Origin of the sequence: Pseudophaeobacter arcticus DSM 23566, assembly GCF_000473205.1 — a bacterium.
In the GTDB taxonomy this organism is placed as follows: domain Bacteria; phylum Pseudomonadota; class Alphaproteobacteria; order Rhodobacterales; family Rhodobacteraceae; genus Pseudophaeobacter; species Pseudophaeobacter arcticus.
This window is the reverse complement of sequence record NZ_AXBF01000006.1, coordinates 81,091-104,273: the sequence shown is the minus strand read 5'-3', so window position 1 is coordinate 104,273 and position 23,183 is coordinate 81,091. Positions and strand designations below refer to the sequence as shown.

General features: G+C 59.7%; 22 protein-coding genes. 12 read left to right on the top strand and 10 right to left on the bottom strand.

Annotated elements, in window-relative coordinates; genetic code table 11:
* The 9 genes from ARCT_RS0103020 to ARCT_RS0102980 all read left to right on the top strand — a co-directional run bounded on the left by ARCT_RS0103020 (position 1) and on the right by ARCT_RS0102980 (position 9,892).
* Positions 1-1,164, top strand: coding sequence for an acyl-CoA dehydrogenase family protein (locus tag ARCT_RS0103020; RefSeq protein ID WP_027238752.1), 1,164 nt, complete (start codon positions 1-3; stop codon positions 1,162-1,164).
* Between the two features lie 10 nt (positions 1,165-1,174).
* Positions 1,175-2,014: an FAS1-like dehydratase domain-containing protein gene (locus ARCT_RS0103015; protein ID WP_027238751.1), complete on the top strand. Its 840-nt coding sequence runs from the start codon at positions 1,175-1,177 to the stop codon at positions 2,012-2,014.
* A gap of 211 nt (positions 2,015-2,225) precedes the next feature.
* Complete coding sequence (locus ARCT_RS0103010) at positions 2,226-3,005, top strand: ABC transporter ATP-binding protein (protein WP_036784113.1); 780 nt, start codon at positions 2,226-2,228, stop codon at positions 3,003-3,005.
* 25 nt (positions 3,006-3,030) lie between these two features.
* Entirely contained in the window at positions 3,031-5,007 is a 1,977-nt protein-coding gene (locus ARCT_RS0103005; protein ID WP_027238749.1) for an AMP-binding protein, read from the top strand.
* 15 nt (positions 5,008-5,022) lie between these two features.
* Complete coding sequence (locus tag ARCT_RS0103000; RefSeq protein ID WP_027238748.1) at positions 5,023-5,907, top strand: branched-chain amino acid ABC transporter permease; 885 nt, start codon at positions 5,023-5,025, stop codon at positions 5,905-5,907.
* A gap of 3 nt (positions 5,908-5,910) precedes the next feature.
* On the top strand, positions 5,911-6,963 hold the full coding sequence (locus tag ARCT_RS0102995; RefSeq protein ID WP_027238747.1) for a branched-chain amino acid ABC transporter permease: 1,053 nt from the start codon (positions 5,911-5,913) through the stop codon (positions 6,961-6,963).
* Between the two features lie 104 nt (positions 6,964-7,067).
* Positions 7,068-8,237 carry an ABC transporter substrate-binding protein gene (locus ARCT_RS0102990; RefSeq protein WP_240476211.1) on the top strand — a complete coding sequence of 390 codons (1,170 nt, stop codon included), beginning with the start codon at positions 7,068-7,070 and terminating at the stop codon, positions 8,235-8,237.
* A 61-nt stretch (positions 8,238-8,298) separates the two neighbouring features.
* Complete coding sequence (locus ARCT_RS0102985) at positions 8,299-9,090, top strand: ABC transporter ATP-binding protein (protein ID WP_027238745.1); 792 nt, start codon at positions 8,299-8,301, stop codon at positions 9,088-9,090.
* A gap of 13 nt (positions 9,091-9,103) precedes the next feature.
* A complete protein-coding gene (locus ARCT_RS0102980; RefSeq protein ID WP_027238744.1) occupies positions 9,104-9,892 on the top strand; it encodes an SDR family NAD(P)-dependent oxidoreductase in 789 nt (262 codons plus the stop codon).
* A gap of 25 nt (positions 9,893-9,917) precedes the next feature.
* Here ARCT_RS0102980 and ARCT_RS0102975 read toward each other — a convergent pair whose 3' ends face one another.
* Entirely contained in the window at positions 9,918-11,021 is a 1,104-nt protein-coding gene (locus ARCT_RS0102975) for a CaiB/BaiF CoA transferase family protein (protein WP_036784160.1), read from the bottom strand.
* A 112-nt stretch (positions 11,022-11,133) separates the two neighbouring features.
* On the opposite strand from ARCT_RS0102975, the gene ARCT_RS0102970 reads away from it, so the two are divergent.
* From ARCT_RS0102970 to ARCT_RS0102960, 3 genes are read left to right on the top strand one after another with little or no spacing between them, the layout of a single operon-like run.
* Positions 11,134-11,922, top strand: coding sequence for an enoyl-CoA hydratase/isomerase family protein (locus ARCT_RS0102970; protein ID WP_036784110.1), 789 nt, complete (start codon positions 11,134-11,136; stop codon positions 11,920-11,922).
* A 16-nt stretch (positions 11,923-11,938) separates the two neighbouring features.
* Entirely contained in the window at positions 11,939-13,177 is a 1,239-nt protein-coding gene (locus ARCT_RS0102965; protein WP_027238741.1) for a thiolase family protein, read from the top strand.
* Positions 13,178-13,192: 15 nt separating this feature from the next.
* Complete coding sequence (locus ARCT_RS0102960; RefSeq protein WP_036784107.1) at positions 13,193-14,359, top strand: acyl-CoA dehydrogenase family protein; 1,167 nt, start codon at positions 13,193-13,195, stop codon at positions 14,357-14,359.
* Between the two features lie 80 nt (positions 14,360-14,439).
* On the opposite strand, the gene ARCT_RS0102955 is transcribed toward ARCT_RS0102960, so the two are convergent.
* From ARCT_RS0102955 to ARCT_RS0102915, 9 genes are all read right to left on the bottom strand, one after another.
* Positions 14,440-15,636: a phenylacetate--CoA ligase family protein gene (locus tag ARCT_RS0102955; protein WP_240476210.1), complete on the bottom strand. Its 1,197-nt coding sequence runs from the start codon at positions 15,634-15,636 to the stop codon at positions 14,440-14,442.
* Between the two features lie 27 nt (positions 15,637-15,663).
* Entirely contained in the window at positions 15,664-16,473 is an 810-nt protein-coding gene (locus tag ARCT_RS0102950; RefSeq protein WP_027238738.1) for an enoyl-CoA hydratase/isomerase family protein, read from the bottom strand.
* Positions 16,474-16,512: 39 nt separating this feature from the next.
* On the bottom strand, positions 16,513-17,664 hold the full coding sequence (locus tag ARCT_RS0102945; RefSeq protein ID WP_027238737.1) for an acyl-CoA dehydrogenase family protein: 1,152 nt from the start codon (positions 17,662-17,664) through the stop codon (positions 16,513-16,515).
* Positions 17,661-18,785, bottom strand: coding sequence for an acyl-CoA dehydrogenase family protein (locus ARCT_RS0102940; RefSeq protein ID WP_027238736.1), 1,125 nt, complete (start codon positions 18,783-18,785; stop codon positions 17,661-17,663). Before ARCT_RS0102940 ends, ARCT_RS0102945 begins: the two co-directional genes overlap by 4 nt.
* Complete coding sequence (locus ARCT_RS0102935; protein WP_027238735.1) at positions 18,772-19,221, bottom strand: MaoC family dehydratase; 450 nt, start codon at positions 19,219-19,221, stop codon at positions 18,772-18,774. The genes ARCT_RS0102940 and ARCT_RS0102935 overlap by 14 nt, the downstream gene beginning before the upstream one ends.
* Positions 19,218-19,937, bottom strand: a complete 720-nt coding sequence (locus ARCT_RS0102930; protein WP_027238734.1) for a transglutaminase-like domain-containing protein — start codon at positions 19,935-19,937, stop codon at positions 19,218-19,220. The genes ARCT_RS0102935 and ARCT_RS0102930 overlap by 4 nt, the downstream gene beginning before the upstream one ends.
* A gap of 64 nt (positions 19,938-20,001) precedes the next feature.
* Entirely contained in the window at positions 20,002-21,138 is a 1,137-nt protein-coding gene (locus tag ARCT_RS0102925) for a CaiB/BaiF CoA transferase family protein (protein WP_027238733.1), read from the bottom strand.
* A gap of 10 nt (positions 21,139-21,148) precedes the next feature.
* The gene (locus ARCT_RS0102920) at positions 21,149-22,006 is read right to left on the bottom strand and encodes a MaoC/PaaZ C-terminal domain-containing protein (RefSeq protein ID WP_027238732.1); all 858 of its coding nucleotides are present in this window, start codon (positions 22,004-22,006) and stop codon (positions 21,149-21,151) included.
* A gap of 23 nt (positions 22,007-22,029) precedes the next feature.
* Complete coding sequence (locus ARCT_RS0102915) at positions 22,030-23,181, bottom strand: thiolase (protein WP_027238731.1); 1,152 nt, start codon at positions 23,179-23,181, stop codon at positions 22,030-22,032.
* Positions 23,182-23,183: the final 2 nt, after the last annotated feature.

Sequence of the window (23,183 nt, the reverse complement as noted above, 5' to 3'; positions counted from 1 at the left end):
ATGCAGACGTCAGCCCCAGACACTCACACCGATCTGCGCGACGCCTTGCGCGCACTTTGCGCGCAGTTTCCGCCAGAATATCATCGCAAGTTCGGCGAAAACGAAACCTACCCCGAGGAATTCGTCGATGCGCTGACCCGCGAGGGCTGGCTCGCGGCGATGATCCCCGAGGAATACGGTGGCTCGGGACTGGGCTTGACGGAAGCCTCGATCATCATGGAAGAGGTGAACCGCTGCGGTGGCAACGCGGGTCATTGCCACGGGCAGATGTATAATATGGGCACGCTGCTGCGGCACGGGTCGGACGCGCAAAAGCAGAAATACCTGCCCAGTATTGCCAGCGGCGAGTTGCGCCTACAATCCATGGCCGTGACCGAACCGACAACCGGAACTGACACCACCAAACTGAAGACCACCGCGGTCAAGAAGGGTGACCGGTATGAGATCAATGGCCAGAAGGTCTGGATCAGCCGCATCCAGCATTCTGACCTGATGATCCTTCTGGCACGCACCACGCCTCTGAACGAGGTCAAGAAAAAGTCGCAGGGCCTGTCGATCTTTATGGTCGATCTGAAAGAGGCAATCGGCAACGGCATGGAGGTCCGCCCCATCGCCAATATGCCCGGCCACGAAACCAATGAAGTGTTTTTCGACAACCTGGAAATCCCCGCTGAAAACCTGATCGGGACCGAAGGGCGCGGGTTTTACCATATTCTTGACGGGCTGAACGCCGAACGGACCCTGATTGCAGCGGAATGTATCGGTGATGGATACTGGTTCGTTGACAAGGCCCGCGCCTATGCCGGCGACCGCGTGGTCTTTGACCGTCCTATAGGCCAGAACCAGGGCGTGCAATTCCCCATCGCCAGGTCCTATGTGAACATCGAGGCCGCCAATCTGATGCGCTTTGAGGCCTGCAGACGTTTCGATGCCGGGCTGGATTGTGGGGCGCAGGCGAATATGGCCAAGCTGCTGGCTTCGGAAGCCAGCTGGGAAGCGGCCAATGCCTGCATCCAGACCCATGGCGGCTTCGGTTTCGCGCGGGAATACGATGTCGAGCGCAAGTTCCGCGAGGCCCGACTGTATCAGGTGGCCCCGATCTCGACCAACCTGATCCTGTCCTATGTCGGCGAGCATATCCTCGGCATGCCGCGATCCTTCTGAGTTCGCGACCATGAGTGAGATCGACCTAGACGCGCTTGCGCCCTGGCTGGGACGCACCGAAACCAGTGAAGATGTTCTGACGCAGGGGCTGATCGACAAATTCCGTGCCACATTCGGCCCGCACCTTTGGGGCGGAGCGGGTGATGTTCCGCTGGGAATTCATTGGTGTATTGCCCTTGATACCGTGCCAGCTGCCGCCCTGTCAGAAGATGGCCATGCCGCAAGGGGTGGATTTCTGCCCCCGGTACCGCTGCCCGCCCGCATGTGGGCCGGCGGCGATGTTACACATATCGCGCCGCTGACGATCGGTGAAACCTTCACCCGCCGCTCGTCGATCGGGGATATAACGGCCAAGCAGGGCCGCAGCGGAGCGTTGGTCTTTGTGACCATCGAACACGAGTATTTTAGCGGCAACCGGCTTTGTATCCGGGAACAGCAGTCGATTGTCTTTCGTAAGATCACCGCGCCCCGCCCGGTGAAGAGCGCACCCGGCGCGGGCGACCCCGCCACGCTCAGATCGAGCCTGACTCCGGATCCTGTGCTGCTGTTTCGCTATTCGGCGCTGACGTTCAATGCCCATCGCATCCACTATGACCATGTCTACGCCACCGAAGCCGAAGCCTATTCCGGGCTTGTTGTGCATGGCCCATTGCAGGCGACGCTGCTTCTGAACCTGGCGGCGAATGCGTTGAAGACGTCGCCCCACCGGTTTTCTTTCCGCGGACTCGCACCGCTGACCCTGCCCTGCGAATTGCAATTGCACAATGAAGGGACCGGTGCCTCCGGGACAGTCTGGTGTCAGGATCAAAAAGGTCTTCGAAGCTTTTCCGCAGAGTACGCGGCTGTCTGATCGGTTTTCTTCGGTAGCGAATTCAGTTGTTGACTAAATTTTCTAACATCTGTTAGATTGTGCGGGGAAACTTGGTAAACAGCCCAGGCAAACCTCTGAACAAAGAGGTGGGAGGAGAAACGATGCGAGGAAAACTCGTTCTCAACGGACAACCCTACGGTAGGGCTGTGCGCGACTCCATGACGTGTCGGGAAAAGACACGGGCTGCATCATGACTACGAATGGCGGGATCGTCTCAGCGCCGCTTGCGGTGCGTGGTGCAACTTTGAAATTTGGCGGTGTGACGGCGCTCGACGATGTGAGCATCTCTGTAAACGACGATGAATTGCTTGCGATCATCGGCCCGAACGGTGCCGGAAAAACATCACTTCTGAACGTTACTGCGGGCTTCTACCGTCCGCAGAAAGGCCGTGTCGAATTGTCTGGTCAGGACGTGACCGGCCTGCGTGTTGACCAGATCGCCCGGCGCGGTTTGGCGCGGACGTTTCAGGGCACCCATCTTTTTGCCGGGCAGACCGTGGTGGAAAACATCATGATCGGCCGTCACATGCTGATGAAATCGAATGTGATCCAGGCCTTTTTCCAATTCGGTCCCGTGATGCGCGAGGAATCGGAACATCGCGAAGCCGCTGAAGAGATCATCGACTTTCTGGAGATCGAGGCAATCCGCAACCGGCCCGTGGGCACGTTGGGGTACGGGCTGCGCAAACGTGTCGATCTGGGCCGTGCATTGGCGCAGGAACCGTCGATCCTGCTGATGGATGAACCGATGGCCGGTATGAACTCGGAAGAGAAAGAAGACCTCGCGCGCTTCATTCTCGATGTGCGGGAAGCGCGCAAGATTCCGGTGGTTCTGGTCGAGCACGACATGGGCGTGGTTATGGACCTTGCCGACCGGATTGTGGTGTTGGATTTCGGGCGGGTGATCGCCGAAGGCACCCCGGAAGAAATCCAGAAGGACCCGGCTGTGATCAAGGCATATCTGGGGTAGCGGGATGGTCAAACAAAGAACAGCAATGGTCTATTCAGACCCGGCAGTGACACATAGCGAAACCCTGCCACAGGTGTTGCTCGCGCGTGCAATCTCCTCGCCGAACGACCTCGCCGAACGCCACAAGCGCCTTGGTATCTGGCGTGAATTCACCTGGGCCGATGTGCTTGACAGGGTTCGTGCCCTGGCTCTCGGGCTGGAGAACCTGGGCCTGTCGGCGGGCGATTCCGTCATGATGATCGGCGAAAACGAACCCGAACATTTCTGGGCTGAATACGCCGTCCAGTCATTGGGCGGCAAAGTCCTGTCCGTCTATCCGGATCAGAACGCCGAAGAGATTCTGTATCTGGCCGAAGACTCGCAAACGCGGATTTTTCTGGCGCAGGATCAGGAGCAAGTCGATAAATGCATCGAGATCGCGGGCAAATACCCGGGTGCCCTGGCGATCGTTTACTGGGATGATTCCGGCCTCTGGGGCTATGATCATCCCCTGTTGCATTCCTTTGAAAGTGTGAGCGCGGCTGGACGTCAGATCCACGCCAAAGAGCCTGCCAGATTTGAAGAACACGTCAAACGCGGGCGGGCGGACGATACCGCCTTGCTGTCCTATACCTCCGGGACCACGGGAAAACCCAAGGGCGTTGTCATCAGCCATCGTTACCTGTTCGACAACTGCTCGCGGGTGATGGGGGCAATCGAAATCGCGCCAGGCACGGAATACCTGACCTACATTTCCCCCGCCTGGGTCACGGAACAGATTTTCGGCCTGTCGATCGGTTTGATCGCGCCCATGGTCGTCAATTTCCCCGAAGGCCCCGAAGACGTGCTGACCAACATTCGCGAACTGGCGGTTGACGCGCTGGTGTTCAGCCCGCGCCAGTGGGAGAACCTCGCCTCTATCGTCCAGGCCCGGATGTTGGGTGCGGGCAAGTTCCGCAATGCGATGTACAATTGGGGTATGAAAGTCGGCCGCAACGTTTATGTCGAGCGGCTGGAAGGGCGCAGCCCCAGCCTTGCCGCACGCCTGCAGCTTCCCTTTGCCGAGGCGCTGGTGCTGCATCACCTGCGCGACAATCTTGGCCTTGGTAAGGCCAAAAACGCAATGAGCGGCGGCGCCCTGATGGCACCTGACGTCTTTCGCATGTTCCACGCAATGGGCGTCAAACTGCGCAACGTCTATGGCGCGACCGAAATCGGCCTTCTGACTGCGCATGTCGGCGAAAGCTATCAGCTGGAAACCAGCGGCAGCTGGATGCAAAGCAACACGAACTACGGCGAACCGCTGGACTACAGAGTCTCGGACGAAAGCGAGCTTCAGGTGCGGGGCGGATCGGGCTTCGGCGGCTATCACGGCAAGCCCGAAAAGACCGCAGAGGAGCTGACCGAAGACGGTTGGTACAAGACCGGTGACGCGGTGTCCATGACCGACGACGGCGAGCTTTTGTTCTTTGATCGTGTCAAGGACATGCGCCGCCTGGCAAACGGGCACAGCTATCCGCCGCAGTTCATCGAAACGCGGTTGCGCTACAGCCCCTTCATCAAGGATCTCATGACCCTGGGCGACGAAAGCCGTGACTTCGTCAGCGCGCTTATCAATATCGATATGGAAGTTCTGGGTCGTTGGGCGGAAGAGAACAAGATCAGCTTCTCGACATACACCGATCTGTCGCAAAAACCCGAAATTCTGGAGCTTATCAAAGGCGAAGTGGCGCGCATCAATGGCCTTCTACCCGAAGGCTCGCGCATCGCGCGGTTTGCGAATTTCCCTAAAGAGCTCGACCCGGATGAAGGCGAGTTGACCCGCAGCCGGAAACTCCGGCGGGCCTTTTTGGAGGAACGATATGCAAACCTTGTCGAAGCGATCTATGGCGGCGGTGACAAGACCGATCTTGAAATCGCCGTGACCTATCAGAATGGCCGTCAAGGCGTTCTCAAGGCCACGGTTCGCGTATCAGATGTCGAAAACGCATCGAAGGCTGCCAAGCGGCAGTCCAAAACCTAAGGGAGGTCGGCGAAGATGGTTTATTTCATCAATGACATTATAACCGGGGCTTTGATCGGCCTACTATATTCGCTGGTGGCCATGGGCTTTGTCGTGATTTACCGCGCCAGCAAGGTATTCAACTTCGCGCAGGGCGAACTTGTGATCATCGGCGGGTTCATCGTCTGGTTCACAACGATGCAAGCGGGGCTTAGCCTTTGGTTGTCGATACCGCTTTCGCTGGTTCTGGCTGGCTTGGTCGGCTACGCAATCGAACGGATTTTTCTGACAAAGCTGATCGGTGAATCGGTTTTTTCGATGGTCATGGTCACTGTCGGCCTGCTGATCCTGTTGCGCGGGCTGGTGCTACTTGTGTTCGGTCCCGCCGTGCGGCCCTTCCCGATCATTTTCCCGCTGAAACCGTTGTTCCTCGGTGATATGTTGATCCCGATGAACCTCCTTATGGGTGGGATCATCACCATTGTCGCCGCCGTCGGGCTGTCGTGGTTCTTCAACCGGACCCGGTCGGGTCTGCGGATGACCGCAGTGGCAGAAGATCACGTCGTGGCATCTTCGATGGGGATTTCAGTGAAGGGCTCGATTGCCTTTGCCTGGGTGCTTGGGGCAATCCTGTCCACGATCGGTGCAATGATCTTTCTCAGCGGCAAATCGCTGACCTTCCTGGCCTCGGATATCGGGTTCGCGGCCCTGCCGGTGGCGCTGTTTGCCGGGTTGGAATCCATCGGCGGGCTTATTCTGGCAGGAATAATCATCGGAATCGCCCAGAGCCTGACCACCAACTATCTTGACCCGCTGATTGGCGGCTCACTTGGCAGTGTCGTGCCATACATCATCATGCTTGCCATTCTGCTGATCCGGCCGACCGGCCTGTTCGGCTGGCGCACAATCGAGCGGGTGTAATCCATGGATCCCTCCGGTATTTTCCCGACAAGCTATCGCAGTGACAGACGTATTATCCGAACGCGCTGGCAGGTGCTTGCCCTCGTCTTGTTCATGGCTCTGCTGTTGTTAGCGCCTTATCTGGTAAGCGGGCGTATCATCGCTATCCTGAACATGATGATGATCAGCGCCGTCATTGCCGTAGGGCTTCAGATCTGCACCGGCTATGCGGGCCAGATTAACCTGGGTCAGGCGGCTTTCATGGGGGTCGGGGCCTATACGGCCTCGATACTTGCCTCGAAGACCGGCCTTACATTCTTATTGACGATTCCTCTGGCCGGCCTCTCGGCTGCGCTATTCGGCTTTCTCTTTGGTTTGACCGCGGCGCGGATCAAGGGGTTTTATCTGGCTCTGACCACGATTGCGGCACAGTTCCTGTTCCACTTTGCCGTATTAAACCTGCCGTCAACCTGGATGGGTGGATCAAACGGTATCACCGTGCCGCCCGCAGAACTTTTTGGGCTGCGCTTCGTTGGCGAAACTGCGCAGTTCTACATGAATTTTGCGGTCACCGCGATCATGGTCGCGGGCGCATTCGGGATCGTCCGGTCACGCTTTGGCCGTGCCTTCGTGGCGGTCAGGGATGATGACGTGGCCGCAGGTATCATGGGGATCAATGTCGCGGCCACCAAGGCGAATGCCTTCCTGATCGGCGCTTTCTATGCGGGTGTCGGCGGGGCGCTGTGGGCCTATCTGATCCGCTTCGTGGGGGTGGACCAGTTCACCCTGTTTCACTCGATCTTCTTTGTCGCGATGATCATCGTCGGCGGGATGGGATCAATCGTGGGAGCCCTGGTCGGTGTCTTCATTATCCGCATCATCCAGGAAATCATCGCGACGGTCGGCCCCAATATTGCCGACTCGGTATCATTCCTTGGCGGAGACATCGTGTTCGCCGGCATGAATGTCGTTCTTGGCGGCGTGATCGCATTGTTCATGATCCTCGAACCCAAGGGGCTGATGCACCGCTGGAACATAATGAAATCATCTTATCGTATCTGGCCGTTTCCCTACTGAAAAAATAGAGCGGCTCTTAACCTGGGAGGAAAAATATGACTTACCAAACGAAACAAGGCCTCCGCGGCCTGCTGGCAGCGTGTGCCATAGCTGTTGCGGCAACTATGCCTTTGAAAGCGCAGGCGGAGACAACCTATAATCTCGCCCTGCTGTCGGACTTTTCCGGCCCCTATGCTGACATCATGCCCATTCTGGCGGGCGGACGCGAGGCTGTGTTCACCTGGTGGAATGAAACCCGGGGCAAGGAACTTGGCGTTACGCTGAACTATAAGAACTACGAAACCCGCTATGACGCGGCACAGGTGGCGAGCCTCTGGCCCGGGATCAAATCGGAACTGGATCCGATTGCGGTCGTCGGCCTTGGCGGGCCTGACGTTGCCGCCCTTTCCGAACGCCTGCCGGAAGACAAGATTCCGATGTTCATGGCCACGGCCAGCTACGGTTTTGCCTGGAAACCGAATTCTTGGATTTTCAACCCGCGTCCGACCTATTCGCACGAAAGCGCCGGCTTTCTGAACTGGATGCGTGAACAGCGAGGTGGAGACGGTCCGCTTAAGGTTGCGATCCTGGCTTCCGAGGCCTCGCCTGCCTATGTCGATATGGCAAAGGGCCTCGAACTCTATGCCGAAGAGCACCCCGAGGAGATTGACCTCGTCGAGGTCATCTATACCGAAGTGCAACCGACCGATCTGACGGGGCAAATGCGCCGCGTCGTGCGGGCCGGGGCCGAGGCGCTGATCATCCAGACGAACACTTCTATCGTAGTTGCGGCGAAACGTGGACTGCAGGCCAACGGTTCGAACATCCCGATCATGATGAGTTCGCATAACGGGCTTCCGGCCTCGGGCGGCGCGCTTGGCGGGCTTGATCAACTGGAGGGCGATTTTGAAGCCTACGGCATGGCGATCGCGGCCGATGAGGACACTCCCGCGCGGCAATTCTATGAAACACTGGTTGCCGATTATGGGCTCAAGGCGCCCTGGAACGTCGTGACCGCAATGGGCGTGTCTCAGGGCCTCTTTGTCGCGACCGTGATCGATCACGCGATTGCGGCGAACGGTGCCGAGGGCCTGACCGGAGAGATGGTACGCGAGGCGCTCTTTGCCGGGCCGATCACGACCGAAGAAACCCACGGCTTTCTTCCATCCCTCACGTTCACTCCCGAAGCGCCTTTCCCTTTGGAAGGTCTCAAGGTGAATGTGGGCACTGTCAAAGATGGCAAGATCACCATCGAAGCGATCGGCGTCGACGTTCCTGACGTTCAGAAGTGGTGAATTAATCCGGGCGCCGCAGTCGCGGCGCCCGTCCTGATCCTTGGCCCCGGGCAATATGACCATGCTGGAACTCAATAATGTAGAAGTGACCTATTCCGACGTCATCCTGGCGCTCAAAGGCGTGTCCATGACAGTCAGTGAAGGTCAATGTATTGCTCTGCTCGGTGGCAATGGCGCGGGCAAAAGCACGACGCTCAAGGCCATCTCGGGAACGCTCAAATCCGAGGATGGAACCGTTTCGGCAGGGTCCATCGTTCTGGACGGAACCCCCGTTCAGAACATGGAAGCCTCGGAAGTCGTGAAGAATGGCCTGATCCACGTGATGGAAGGCCGGCGCGTGTTGCGCCATCTGACGTCAGAGCAGAACCTGATCGTCGGCGGACACATGGTGCCCAATTCCGCCGAGCTTAAAAACCGCCTGGACCATGTTTACACCTTGATGCCTCGGCTTGCCGACCTCCGAAATCGAACCTCTGGCTTCATGTCTGGTGGCGAACAGCAACTGCTGCTGATTGGTCGGGCCATGATGGCCAAGCCCAAGATCATCGCGATTGACGAGCCGTCCCTGGGTCTGGCCCCGATGATGATCCGGGATGTTTATGAAGTGCTCAAGCAACTCAAATCAGAAGGCACTACCTTTTTCCTGGTCGAACAGAACAGCGCTGCTGCACTGTCGATCGCCGACTACGCCTATGTGATGGAAAATGGCCGTATCGTGATGGATGGCCCGGCAGACAAGCTCGCTGACAACGAGGACATCAAGGAGTTTTATCTTGGTGTCACCGCGTCCGGCGAACGCAAAAGTTATCGTGCAATCAAACATTATCGCCGCCGCAAGAGGTGGCTGGGATAGGAAAGGAACGAAGATGAGTGAACTGCTATCCATCAAGGGTCGTACCGCAGTAGTAACCGGAGCGGGTCAGGGCGTGGGCCGACAAGTCGCGCTTTATCTGGCTGAACACGGGGCCGGTGCCGTCATCGTCAACGATTTTCACGCCGAACGGGCCGAAAGCGTTGCCGCGGAAGTGGAGGCAGCCGGTGCAAAGGCGATGCCGCTCGCGTTCGATGTGTCGGATTTCGACGCGGTCGGCGCGGCGTTTGCCGAGGCTCAGAACGCCTTCGGCGGCGTGGATATTCTGGTCAACAATGCAGGCAACGCCGGGCCGACATCGCGTCTTGACGATCTTGTCCCGTTTTGGGAGTCGGATCCCACCGAATGGCGCCGCTGGATGGCGACCAATTTCGATGGGGTTCTGAACTGCACCCGTCACGCCATGCCCTTGATGGTCAAAGGTGACTATGGGCGCATCGTGACCGTCATTTCCGACGCCGGTCGCGTCGGCGAGCCGCATCTGGCGGTTTATTCCGGTGCCAAGGCCGGTGCGGCAGGCTTCATGCGGGCCATCGCCAAGGCGGGTGGCCGGTTCGGGATCACCGCGAATTGCGTCGCCCTGGGGGGAACGAGAACGCCGGCTGTTGCCGACCTGATCCCGGATGCAGAGACCGAGAAGCGGGCATTGTCGCAATATGTGATCCGCCGTCTGGGCGAGCCGGAAGATCCCGCCGGAATGATCCTGTTTCTCTGCTCGGATGCCGCCAGCTGGATCACCGGACAGACCTATCCGGTGAATGGCGGGTATTCTTTTGCCTGCTAGAGCCGAAAGCGGACGGAAGCCGCCTCTAGCTGGCGCTGTCCGAAAGAACGCTGTCATTGTCTGCGCCAAGCTCTGGTGGCAGGTCAGGGGCTGCGGTCTCGAAACCATCGAACTTCAGAGGCTGGACAAGGAACGTCTCGGTCCTGCCGCTGTCATGCGCGATCGTGCGCAGCAACTGTCGCGCACGCACATGGGGGTCGTCCAGCGTTTCGACCAAGGAATTGACCGGACCCCAAGGCACGCCCGCCTTGTCCAGAAGATCGCCCCATTCGGCGCGCGTCTTGCCGACCAGAACCGCCGCGATCTCTTCGCGGAGCGCGTCCTTGCGGGCGACACGGTCGCGGCCTGTCAACGGCGCAAGATCCGCTCTGTCGATCACATCGCAGAACGGTTGCCAGAACCAGTCCTCATGCGCGATGGACAAGGTCATGAGCTTGCCGTCCTTGCAGGTGAACACGCCGTAGCCCGGCTCGGCGATGAACTCGCCCAGCGGTGTGCCGTTGGCCGCCGGAACAAGGAATGCCGTCAACATCGAAACCACAGCGTCCGACATGGACACGTCCACGAAACGCCCCTGTCCCGTCCGCTGGCACGATACGACCGCCGACAGGATTGCGATCGCCGCGAACAACGCCGCGCCCACATCCGCGAGGGGGATCGCCGGAACAGGGCCCGGTTGCCCTGCATCGGCCTGATCGGCCAGCAGGCCGCCAACGCCTTCGTAGCTCAGGTCGTGGCCGGCACGGTCACGATAGGGGCCGTCCTGCCCGTAGCCCGAAATCGACACGTAGACCAGCCGCGGGTTGACGCCACGCATGTCCTCGAACCCGGCGCCCAAGGCCGCGAGCTTTCCAGGGCGGAACCCTTCGACGATAACATCCGAAACCTTGGCCAGTTCGCGAAACCGTGCCAACCCGTCGACCGATTTCAGATCCAACGCGACGCTGCGCTTGCCCCGGTTCAGAGCCCGGAACAACGGCGGAAACTGCCGGGCCGGATCACCGATGCCCGGACGTTCGATCATGATCACCTCGGCCCCCATGTCGGACAACAGCATTGTCGCGTAGGGGCCGGGAAATTGTTCAGCAAGGCTGAGAATCCTCAGGCCGGCCAGGGGTGCATTACTCATATCAGTCTCCAGCTCTTGTTTTGTCCGCGTGCGGGTCCGACCCAGTGCAGCGCAGATCGCCGGGAAAGACAAGACAAAAAACCAAACTTCCATTATTTTTCAGGATCTTAGCATGAATGAAGCAAAGCAGACGCTATTTGTTGAGCGGGTGGCAAAAACTGAATGGATTACCTTCCAGCGCACCGAACAGCTCAACGCGATGTCAACGCAGATGTTGCGAGAGATCGCGGCCGCGCTGGAATCGGCGCTGGCCGACGATGCGGTTCGCACAATTGTCCTGACCGGTTCTGGCCGGGCATTCTGCGCCGGTGCCGATCTGAAAGAAGTTGCTGGCACCAAACATGCACCGGGCGAGCCGGATCTGATTGATCTTGTCGATCACACGTTTGGACTGATGCGACATGGGCCCAAACCCGTGATCGCCGCCGTGAACGGGCTGGCCATGGCGGGCGGTCTGGAAATGGTGATGGCCTGCGACCTGGTCTTTGCCGCCGAAAGCGCGCAACTGGGCGACGCACATTCCAATTTCGGGGTCTTTCCTGGAGCAGGCGGTGCGGCGATCCTGCCGCGCAGGATTGGACTGAACCGCGCGAAATACCTGCTGTTCTCGGGCGAGAACGTTTCGGCGCGGGACATGATGGACTGGGGGCTGGTCAACAAGGTCGTCACGGACGAAAACCTGCGCAACGCGGTGCAGACCTTTACCGACAGGCTGGCAGACAAAAGCCCGGCGGTCTTGCGCCGTATGAAGGCGGTTGCTAACCGGTCGCTGGATGTGGACGAAACCGCCGCCCTGTCCGAAGAGATGCTGAACCTGCGCGCGCACATGCGGTCCTGGGACATGCACGAGGGCCTGTCGGCGTTCAATGAAAAGCGAAAACCGCAGTTTCGCGGATACTAGATCAGGAGGACAAACGATGCAGGACATTTACGTCGTTGGCGTCGGGATGACGCCGTTCGGAAAATTCCGGGACAAAACCATCAAGGCCATGACCGGCGAGGCCGTCGCCGCCGCCCTTTCAGACGCCGGAGTGACGGCTGATCGCATCGACGGCGCGTTCTTCTCGAACGCGGTGCAGGGCCACATGGAAGGCCAGCACATGATACGGGGCGAGATCGCGCTACGCGAGATGGGCATTCAGGGCATTCCGGTGGTGAATGTCGAAAACGCCTGTGCCAGCGCCTCGACCGGGTTCAAACTGGCGGTGGATTTTCTCAAGGCGGGCAATGGCGATTGCTGCCTCGCCATAGGCGCCGAAAAGATGTATTCCGACGACCGCGCGTTGATGTTTTCGGCCTTCGACAGCGGCTGGGACGTCAGCAACGGCGACGAGGTCGCGCAACGGCTGGCCGATCTGGGTACCGGAGTCGAGGAACCCGAAGGATCGAAATCGCCCAAGCCCTACAGCGTGTTCATGGATGTCTACGCAGGCTTCGCGCGGTTGCACATGAAGACCTTTGGCACCACGCAGGAACAGTTCGCCGCCGTCGCCGCCAAGAACCATGCACATTCCGCGCATAATCCGCTGGCGCAGTATCGCGATGCCATGAGTGTCGATCAGGTTCTGGCCGCGCCGCCCATCACCTATCCGCTGACCCTGCCGATGTGCGCCCCGATCTCGGACGGTGCCGCGGCGGCCGTGCTGTGCACGGGCGAAGGGCTCAAGCGGCTGGGGCTCGATCCCGCCCGCGCGATCAAGGTCAAGGCCGCGATCCTGCGCTCGGGCACCGACCGTCCGCCGGAAGATTACAAGAACCACCTGACCCGGCTGGCCGCGCTTCAGGCCTATGAACAGGCCGGGCTCGGCCCCGAGGATATGTCAGTTGCCGAAGTGCATGACGCCACGGCCGTCGGTGAAGTGATCCAGATCGAGAACCTCGGGTTTGTCGAATTCGGTGAGGGCGGCCCGGCCAGCCTGCGCGGCGACACAAAGATCGGCGGACGCATTCCGGTGAACCCTTCGGGCGGATTGGAATCCAAGGGCCACCCGGTCGGGGCCACCGGTATCGGGCAGGTCTTTGAACTGGTCACGCAGCTGCGCGGCGAAGCCGGCGCGCGTCAGGTCGAAGGGGCACAGAACGCCATTGCCGAAAACGGTGGGGGCTTGCACGGGGTAGAAGAAGCTGCCGCCTGCGTCACCATTCTCGGCCGCTGAAACAAGGAAAAAACTATGGAAAACGTGATCGCCGCCGCTCAGGCAATCTATACAGACGAGCAACGCATGTTGCTGGAGCACTTCCGCAAGATGGCCGAGGCAGAGTTCGCTCCGCTGGCCGAGAAATACGAAGACCTCGGACACCCGCCCGATGCGAAAACGCTGAAGTCCCTGTTCGCCAAGGTCGAGGAATTCGGGCTGATCAGCGGCCTGATACCCGAGAAAGACGGCGGTGCCGGAATCGACCGCATGACCTATGGCATCCTTTACGAGGAACTGGCCCGGATATGGGCCGATCTGGCAATTGCGGTCCTGATCCAGGGTCATGCCGTGTTCGCCGTCAACCTTTTGGGAAATGCGGCGCAGAAAGAGGCCTATCTGAAGCCGCTCCTGCGCAGTGAACGGATCTGTGCCACGTGTATTTCCGAACCAGAGGTCGGCTCGAACGTGCGCGAGGTCAAGACCCGTGCAGACCGCGAGGGCGACAAGATTTTCGTCACCGGCCAGAAGCTCTGGATTTCCAATGGGGCCCAGTCGGATTTCGCCATCGTTGTCTGCAATCTGGACGACGGTATTTCCATGGTCATCGTCGACCGTGACACCGGCGGATACGAAAGCCGCGAATTGCGCAAGATGGGGCTTGTCGGTGCTTCGACCTGCGAATTGTTTTTCGACCGGGCGGAAACCACCGCCGAGCATGTTCTGGGTAATGCGGGCGGAGGCCTGTTCCAGACTTTGAAGCTGTTTGAAAGCGCTCGCGTGTTTGTCGGCCTGACGAGCATTGGCATTGCCCAGGCAGCGTTGGAATGTGCCGTCAAATATGCGCAGGATCGCGAACAGCATGGCAAGCCGATCGGCGGGCACCAGTTGATCCAGGGCTACCTGGCCGACATGGCCACGCACCTGGATGCAGCGCGCCTGTTGTGTCAGCGCGGGCTGCAACTTTTGGACCTGGGCGTGCGCTGCGACACCCAGACCTCGATGGCGAAATGGTATGCGACAGAGATGGCGGTAGAGATCGCCGGAAAAGCGGTGCAAATCCACGGCGGCAACGGCATCACCAAAGAGTTTCCAGTCGAACGGCACTTTCGCAATGCCAAGGTCATGCCGATCCCGGACGGGACCACCGAGATTCAGAAGCTGGTCATCGGCCGGAACCTGACCGGGTTGAACGCGTTCTGACTCTTGAACTGACTTGGGAGCGGCCAGGATGTCCTGGCCGCTCCCAAGTCTGTTGGAACGCTTTCCGGTTTCAGCCGATCTCAGCCGTCTTTTTGGTTGACGATCAGTTCTGCATTCTCGGGTAGTTCCGCAACAATGCTCACCTCGTCGGCGCGAATTCGTGCATGCAGTTTGAAGGTTTCGATGGCGGCTGTTTCCGCAGCAGAAGCGTCGGCACCGTCTTCCAGCACAAGCGAGAGGCGGATCATGTCGCGATCGTTCTCGCGCGTTACCACGGCCTGCGCGGCCGTTGCGCCGGGCGTACCGATGACAACTTCTTCGATCACGCGTGGATAAACGAATATCTCGCGCACTTTGACCGCTGCGCCGACCCGGCCCTGCAGTGCGGAAATCCGGCTGACGGTGCCATCCGCGTTGCTTTCCAGCGCAAAGGCGCTGTCGCCGGTACCGAACCGGATCATCGGCCAAGTTGCATCGCGCGCGGTCACAACAACCTCGCCCGGTTCCCCGTGAGCGACCTGTTCTCCACTGTCCGGATCGCAGATTTGCACCACGCGGTCGGGATGAACTCCATAGCCTTCGCCGCCATCCTCATAGGCGACAAGGCCCAGATCCGCAGTGGCATAGGCAGCCCAGGTGGAGACGCCATAGTCGGCCTCAATCCGGCGGCGCTTGGCCATCCAATCGCCCATCTCTCCGCCGAGGAAGGCCGTCTTTACCTTCCATGCGTCGCGGCCATAGGTTTCGATCACTTTGTCCGCCAGCGTCAGGAAAAACGCGGTCGAGGCGCAGATCGAGGTCACGCCGGTTTCGACGATGATCTGTGCCTGAAGCTCGGTATTGCCAACGCCTCCGGGGATAACCGTGGCGCCGGCGGACTGTGCCGCTTCGTCGAACAGCAAGCCTGCCGGCACGAGGTGGTACATCCAGGTGTTCAGGATGATAACCCCGGGCCCCACGCCGGCCGCCTTGAACAGCAGGTCCAGACCGTGGCCGCCACCGCCCGATAGGGCCGGTTCGAAAATCGGGCCGGGGGATACGTAGATCCGCCCGATATCCTTGAGATCCGATGCGAGGAACCCGCCGAAGGGTGGATTGTCACGCTGGATCTTCAGAAGCTCCTCCTTCTTCATCACTGGAAGACGCGAGAGGTCCGCCACCGATGTGACGGCTGCCGGATCAAATCCGGCAGCCGTAAATCGCGATTTCAGGCCAGGAGCCTTTTCGGCCGCAGCGGCATAGGCTTGCGCTATATCTTGGTAGATATCTTCAGACATTTCCATGCCTCCTCGTCCAATCAGGCGTTAAAGCGGGCAGTCCTTGCGGAAGTTCGGCGCGCGCTTCTCCCGATGTGACAGAACGCCTTCCCTGACGTCTTCACCCATGAAACCGAGCATCTCCAGCGCGGTCGACGCATCGAAGATCGGGCCAGCCTGGCGCAGCCAGTTGTTCAGCGAATACTTGGTCCAGCGGATTGCGCTTTGCGAGCCGTTGGCCAGCTCGACGGCCGTGTCCAAAGCGATTTGTTGCAACTCGTCATCTTCGACGCACATTGAGACAAGGCCGATGCGCTCGGCCTCTTCGCCCGAAACCGGCTTACAAGTCATCAGATAGTATTTCGCCTTGGCCATCGAAGTCAGCAGCGGCCAGATGATCGCCGCGACATCGCCAGCGGCAACACCCAGGCGCGGGTGACCATCGACAATCTTGGCCTTCTTCCCGGCAATCGAGATGTCGGCGAGGATGGCAACCACAAGACCGGCACCGGCCGCAGGTCCGTTGATCGCGGAAATGATGGGTTTGTTGCAGTTGATGATGTTGTAGACAAGGTCCTTGGCCTCTTTCCAAGTCTTCATGATCTCGTGCGAGTCGCCGATCATTTTTTCAATCAAGCTAAAATCACCGCCGGCGGAAAACGCCTTTCCCGCGCCGGTTACAATGACCGCGTTGATGTCGGGATCACGGTCGATATCGATCCACATGTCCGTCATCTGGGTATGGGTTTCCGCGTCCACGGAATTAAAGGACTCAGGGCGGTCAAAAGTGATGCGCAGGACGCGATCCGCCGGGTAGTCAAATTTCAGTTTGTCGTACTTTGCATAGCGCTCCGACATAGTTCTTTTCCTCCGTAGGGTGTGGGTATGAGTATGGGTTCAGCCAGGCAGTCCGAGGACGGCCTTGGACAGAATGTTTCGTTGGATTTCGTTCGACCCACCGTAGATCGTGGTCGGCCTGGCCTTATAAAAGCTCGCAAGGACATCGACACTTACGTTGCCGACCTGAAGTGGCCCGATGGTACCGCCGTCGGGGCCGGCAGCTTCGATCATAAGCTCGGTAATGCGCTGAAAGCACTCAGTCACCCAGATTTTGAGAATCGAGACATCCGCGCCGAGCGTTTCACCTCGCTTGAGCTGATCGGCAAAACGGGCGTATAGCGCGGCGTGATCTTCAACATCGAGTGCGGCTTGGGCAAAGCGGTCGCGGAACACCGGATCATCGAAAGCGCCACGGCCCCGGGCAAAGCTTTCCAGTTGCCCCAGTGCGTTCTGGGCCAGGCTTGGTGAGCCGATGAAGATGCGCTCGAAACTCAGAAGCGCCTTGGCCATCGTCCAGCCCTTGTTCAACTCGCCCACGAGGTTTTCACTGGGCGTACGGGCATTGTCGAAGAAGACCTCGCAAAACTCGGTCTCGCCCGACAGGGTAGTGATCGTGCGCACCTCGACTCCGGGTTGATCCATCGGAGCGAGCAGGAAACTGATGCCCTGTTGTTTCTTGGGCGCATCCGGATCAGTGCGCACCAGCATGAAGATGTGCGTGGCATCATGCGCCATCGTGGTCCAGATCTTCTGTCCGTTGATGACAAATTCGCCGCCATCAATCTCTGCGCGTGTGCGCAGGTTGGCCAGATCGGATCCGGCGCCGGGTTCCGAATAGCCCTGACACCAGATGTCTTCACAACTCAGGATACGCGGCAGCCAATAGTCTTTCTGTTCCTGGGTGCCAAACTTGATAATCAGTGGGCCGACCATCTGCACGCCCATGTCGCGGCCACGATTGACGCCCCAGCGTTGCTGCTCCTCGTAGAAAATCAGAAGCTTGGCGGCGTTCAGCCCCATGCCGCCGTATTCCGCAGGCCAGGCCGGCGCGACCCAGCCCTTGGCGTGCAGCTTGCGGTGCCAATGTTCGATCTCGGCGAACTTGGGACGATGCGGCAGGTGGCGCAGTTCCTCGGGATATTCCGCCTCGAAGAACTGGCGCACTTCTTTGCGGAAGTCCGCATCGCTCGTTGCGTTCCAGTCGGTCATTGTGCTGCCCCCTCTGCTTCGCGTGCATCGAACCAAATCCGTCTGTGATAGGCGTCGTCGCCCAACCAGGCCGACAGCACCAGCGCCCGGTTCAGGTAGAGCCCGATATCGAACTCATCGGTGTAACCGACCGCCCCGTGCAACTGGACCGCGTCGCGGGTAATCCTTTTGGCGGTCGTAACCGCACGCGCCTTGGCACGGCTGGCAAGCTGTGCCCGAACCTTCTGATCGGTTTCACGGTCCATCAGCGCCAGAACTTCGCGGACGCCCGCCTGTGCAACCTCGCACATCACGTTAAGGTCGACGGCTCGATGCTGGATGACCTGGAATGACCCGATCGGCTTGTCGAACTGCTCGCGCGTCTTGATGTAGTCGAGCGTAATCTCGAAGGCGCACTCGCTCAGGCCGACAAGCTCTGCCGCGGCTAGCGCCGTTGCATCGGCGACAGCCTCGGCAAGCGCAGCCTGAACCGCGTCGCCGCTGGCCAGTTCCGCGGCCGGTATTCCTGAAAACGAAAGCTCGCCCAGGGAACTGCCGTCGGCCTGCGCCCGCCTGGTCGTAACAAGCCCGTCCGCGTCTGCCTCGGCCAGAACCAGAACCGGACCATCATCTCCTTTGGCCACAACAAGGAAGCCGTGCGATCCGGTCGCGCCGACCACCCAAGCCTTGCTGCCGGTCAGCCGTCCGTCTGCGTATCGGCAGGTCGCATTGGCGGGCGCTCCGCCCGGGCCACGTTCCTGCCAGGCAACCGCCAGTGAAATTTCGCCGCCGATGAGCTGCGCCATCTTCGGATGTTCCGGGCAAAGGCGGCGCAGAAGGCCGAGGCTCAGACCGATCGTCAGCACGACCGGTTCCGGTGCAATCACGCGACCGGCCTCTTCTGCGATGACGCCCCCGGCGGCCAAGCCCATGCCAAGACCCCCCTGATCTTCGGGCACCGCCACGCCGAATACGCCGGCCTCGGCCAATTCCCGGACCATTTTCGGGTCGAAACCGCCGTCGGCATCACGTAGTTTTCTGGCTCTTCCACTTCCGCCCGCGCGCTCGAACAGGGTGCGCGCGCTCTCTCGCAACAGGCGAAGGTCTTCTTGTTCGCTGGAAACTGTATCAGTCTGTGTCATTTTGTTTTCGCTGAATCATCACAGGGGTGTCGGTCGAAAAAACGATCTCGCCTTTGGGGTTTTTGGCGCTGAGCGTATAGTGCAAAATACCTCTGTCGGGCTTGCTTTTGGACGGCGTGACCGAATTGACCGTCATATCAACATCAAGGGGTTCGTTCGGGCGCACTGGCCGCAGCCAGCGCAAATTGTCAAAGCCCATGCCACCGATATTGGCAACATCGACCATCATCTCGGTCATGACAGGCTTGAACACCTCCAGCATCGTCTGAAAGCCCGAGGCGATCAGGCTGCCATGTATGGTGGCCGCATAGTCTTCGTCGGTGTGCAGCCGCTGCGGATCCCATTCCTTGGCAAATGCCTTTATTGAGGCTGCGCTCATCGGGGCGCTGCGAAAGTGATAGACTTGGCCCGGCGCGAAATCCTCCAAATACCTCAAGAAGCATCCTCCTTTGCGAAACCGGAATCGTATCCGCTTGCATCCCTGGAAATCCGTACGCGGTTGAATTCTTCCAGCTTCGGATAGGTTTCCTTGAACGCCACCAGGAATTCGTCCATGGGCGCGTCGAAATAGAGCCCTCGATCGTTCACATATTCCATGTGCCGGTGGTCCTGTTCATCGAACTCGTGGAACAGCGCATCGTGATACCCGTCGAAGACCAGAGGCTTGACCCCGAATCTTTCACACAGCTCCATGTTGAATGCAGGTGTTACCTTGTAGGGCTCACCATCCAGCCACAGTTGAACGTAGCCGTGATAGATGAATAGGTCAGTCCCCATCAACTCCTGCAGCTTAGGGGTGTTCAGGTGGTTGCGCACATCGGCAAACCCAAGTGCGGCGGGGATACCCACAGCACGCAAACAGGCCGCAAGCAGGATCGCCTTGGGAACGCAAAATGCCGCTTCTGCCCCTGCGATCCGGCTGGCACGGTAAGAATCTTCATCCAGCGCAAAACAATATGGGTCGTAACGAATGTCGTCGCGAACCGCTTCAAACAGACGGATCGCCTTGTCCCGCTTGGTTGCATCCAGCGAAAGATCGCGCAAAGCCGCTGTCGCAAACCCCTGCACTTCGAGGCTGTCGCTTTCGACATAGTGCGACGGCATGACAAAGCGCTCGGCTTCTGCAGGCAGGTGGTCATCGGACTCGGCCATTGGATCTCTCCATTTTTCTAACAATTGTTAGAATAGTGATTCACCACCAGCACGTCAACGGGATTTAATCTGTGTCCGGCGCGTCCAGCCCGTAACGCGCATTGTCTTCTCCCAAGGCGGCCGCAACTCCGACCGAGTTGGCCGGAGACCGGAACTCCGGCGCAATTGGTAGCGGCAATGCGGGCGCATTCTGGCCGGATATGCTCAGGGTTCGCCCAAAAACGTCACGCGCTTTGAAATGCGGGTCACGCGACGCCTCGGCGTGCGTTTTTACGACCGAACAGCAACAATCTGCCGCCGCCAGCAAAGGCTCCCAATGGGTCGAGGGCTGTTTCCCCAGACGACGCGCAACTTCCGCAGCACAGGAATCAGGCTCGGACCAGTCATCGCGAAGCGCCGACGGCAAACCGATGACATCGCAGAACGACTGCCAGAACTTTTCTTCCAACGCGCCAACGGCGATCTGACGCCCGTCCGCAGCCGTATAAAGCCGATACCGGGCCAGGCCGCCCGTCAGGCGGCTGCCGCCGCTTTCGATGTTTTGCCCGGCGATCACACCTTCGGCATGGGCCCAATAGGCAAAGGCGAACGCCCCCTCGGACATGGCGATATCCAGATGCGTCCCCTGCCCGCTTGCCTGCCGCGCGATCAGGGCCAGCAGGATATTCATCACCGCCGGATAGGTTCCGCCTCCGATATCGGCGACCAGCCCGAACGGCATTGTCGGTTGGTCATCGGGTCCGCGACTCAGCGACAGGATACCCGCATCGCCGATGTAGTTAAGGTCGTGGCCAGCGGCGCTGGCCTTTGGTCCGGTCTGGCCATAGCCGGTGATCGAACAATAGATCAGACCGGGATTGATCTCGCGCACAGCCTCATATCCCAGCCCGAGCCGGTCCATCACGCCGGGACGGAACTGCTCTACCAGAACATCGGCCTTTTCAAGTAAAGGCCGCAGAGCATCTACCGCGCCCTTTGACTTGAGGTCGATGGCCACCGACCGCTTGCCTTGGTTCAACACAGCAAAGCCGATGCTCTCCCCGTCGATCATGGGTTCCGTGTGGCGTGCGTCCTCACCGACCCCGGGCCGTTCGAACTTGATAACCTCTGCCCCGGCCTCGGCAAGCATGAGCGTCGCCATCGGACCGGGAAGAAGGGTGCTGAAATCCAACACCAGAATATCCTTGAGCGGTTGAGTCATCTTCTGCTCCTCACGCGAAGCGCGCGGCGCCATTGTTCAGAACAACGACGTCGCGTGCCGGGACCGACGCGCGAAACCGGGCCTCGCCGTCCTCTTCCCAAATTTCGAACCGCACGGTTTCGCCGGGATAGACCGGTGCCGAGAACCGAACATCCAGACCGACAAGCCGGGCGGCGTCGTAATCCAGCACCGACTTGAGGATCGCCCGGGCGGCCAGACCATAGGTCGCCAGACCGTGCAGGATCGGGCGGTCGAACCCGACAGAACGGGCGACATCCGGGTCAGCGTGAAGCGGATTGAAATCGCCGCTGAGGCGATAAATGAGCGCTTGGCGCGGCAGGGTTTCGATTTCACAGACGTGATCGGGCGCGCGGTCAGGCAGCGCTGCCGGTGCCGGGCCCGCCTTATTTTCACCGTCAAAGCCGCCATCGCCGCGACAGAAGGCCGACATCGCCACGCGCGCCAGCTTTTCACCGCTGTCCGCGTCGATGATATCGCGGCTTTGGTAGATGACGGCTCCCTTGCCCTCGCCCTTGTCGGAGATGAAGTCGATCTTGCTGCGGCCGACAATCCGGCCATGGGTCGGCAGCGGCTTGTAGATATCCAGCCACTGTTCACCATGTAACACTTGCTGCCAGTTCACACCGGTCTTGGGATCGCGCAGCCAGAAGCCGGGGTACCCCATAGTGACCGCCATCGATGGAACCGTCTTCAGCCCGTCCTCATAGACGTAGGCCAGTTCCTTTTTGTCGGTCGGATCCTCGCCGAACCCTAGGCCGAGCGCATACAGGATGGTATCCCGCTCGGTCAGCGTCTGTTCGATTTCCTCAAAGTCCCAGTTCGACAGTGCCTCGAAATCCAATGGCATTATCTTTCCTCCCTTAATTGCCGTCAGAGCGTGTTTTGCGATCCAAGTATTGCCGTGACCTGACTGGACAGCACACCGCCGTTGCCATGCGCCAGCGCCAGGTCGATATCCTTCAACTGAATGCCCGGCGCGTCGCCACGGATCTGACGCGCAGCCTCGATCACGGTGAAGATTCCGTACATCCCGGGGTGCACGCAGGACAGGCCCCCGCCATTCGTGTTAACAGGCAAGATGCCGCCAGGCGCGATGCGCCCGCCTTCGACGAAGGCCCCGCCCTCGCCCTTGGCGCAGAACCCCAGATCTTCAAGAAACAGGATGGTATTGATGGTGAAGGCATCATAAAGCTCGACCGCCTGGATGTCCGCAGCGGTCACTCCGGCCGCAGCAAAGGCGCGCGCGCCCGAGTCGCGGGCGGCGGTCACGGTGAAATCTTTCATCTGCGAAATCTGCCGGTGCGAGCTTTCCGCAGCACTGCCCAGCACATAGACAGGCGCCTTTGGGAAATCCCGGGCGCGGTCCGCGCGGACCATTACGATCGCGCCGCCGCCGTCGGTGACAAGACAACAATCGCGCACGGTCAACGGATCGCCCACCATGCGCGCGCCCAACACGTCCTCGCGGGTCAGCGGGCCGCGCTCGAACGCTTCGGGATTGTGGTGCGCCCAGGCCCGCGCGGCAACGGCCACGTCGGCCAGTTGTTCGCGGGTGGTGCCGTATTCATGCATGTGCCGCGCCGCGGCCATCGCATATGCCGAGATCGGATAGCGCGGATTGTACGGCGCCTCATAGGCCGGCGGGCGCGAGGCGGTCACCAGTCTGCCCGACGCGGTGCGCTGGTTGGAGCCATAAACAATCAGGGCGACATCACACAGGCCGGCATCAAGCGCCATGGTCGCTGACGTCAGATAATTCACGAAGGATGATCCACCCGACATCGTGCCATCAATGAAACGCGGCTGAATGCCCAGATACTCAGCCGCCATAAGCGCCGGCATGCTGTCTTCCATCATGGTGCAGAACAGCCCATCGACGTCGGACAGATTCAGCCCGGCATCGCCAAGCGCTGCAAGTGCGGACTGCGCCATGACATCATATGCCGTCAGACCATGTGCCTCTCCAAAACCGGCATGACCGGTTCCCACGATGGCGGATTTTCCCCGAAGTTCAGCGGTCATAT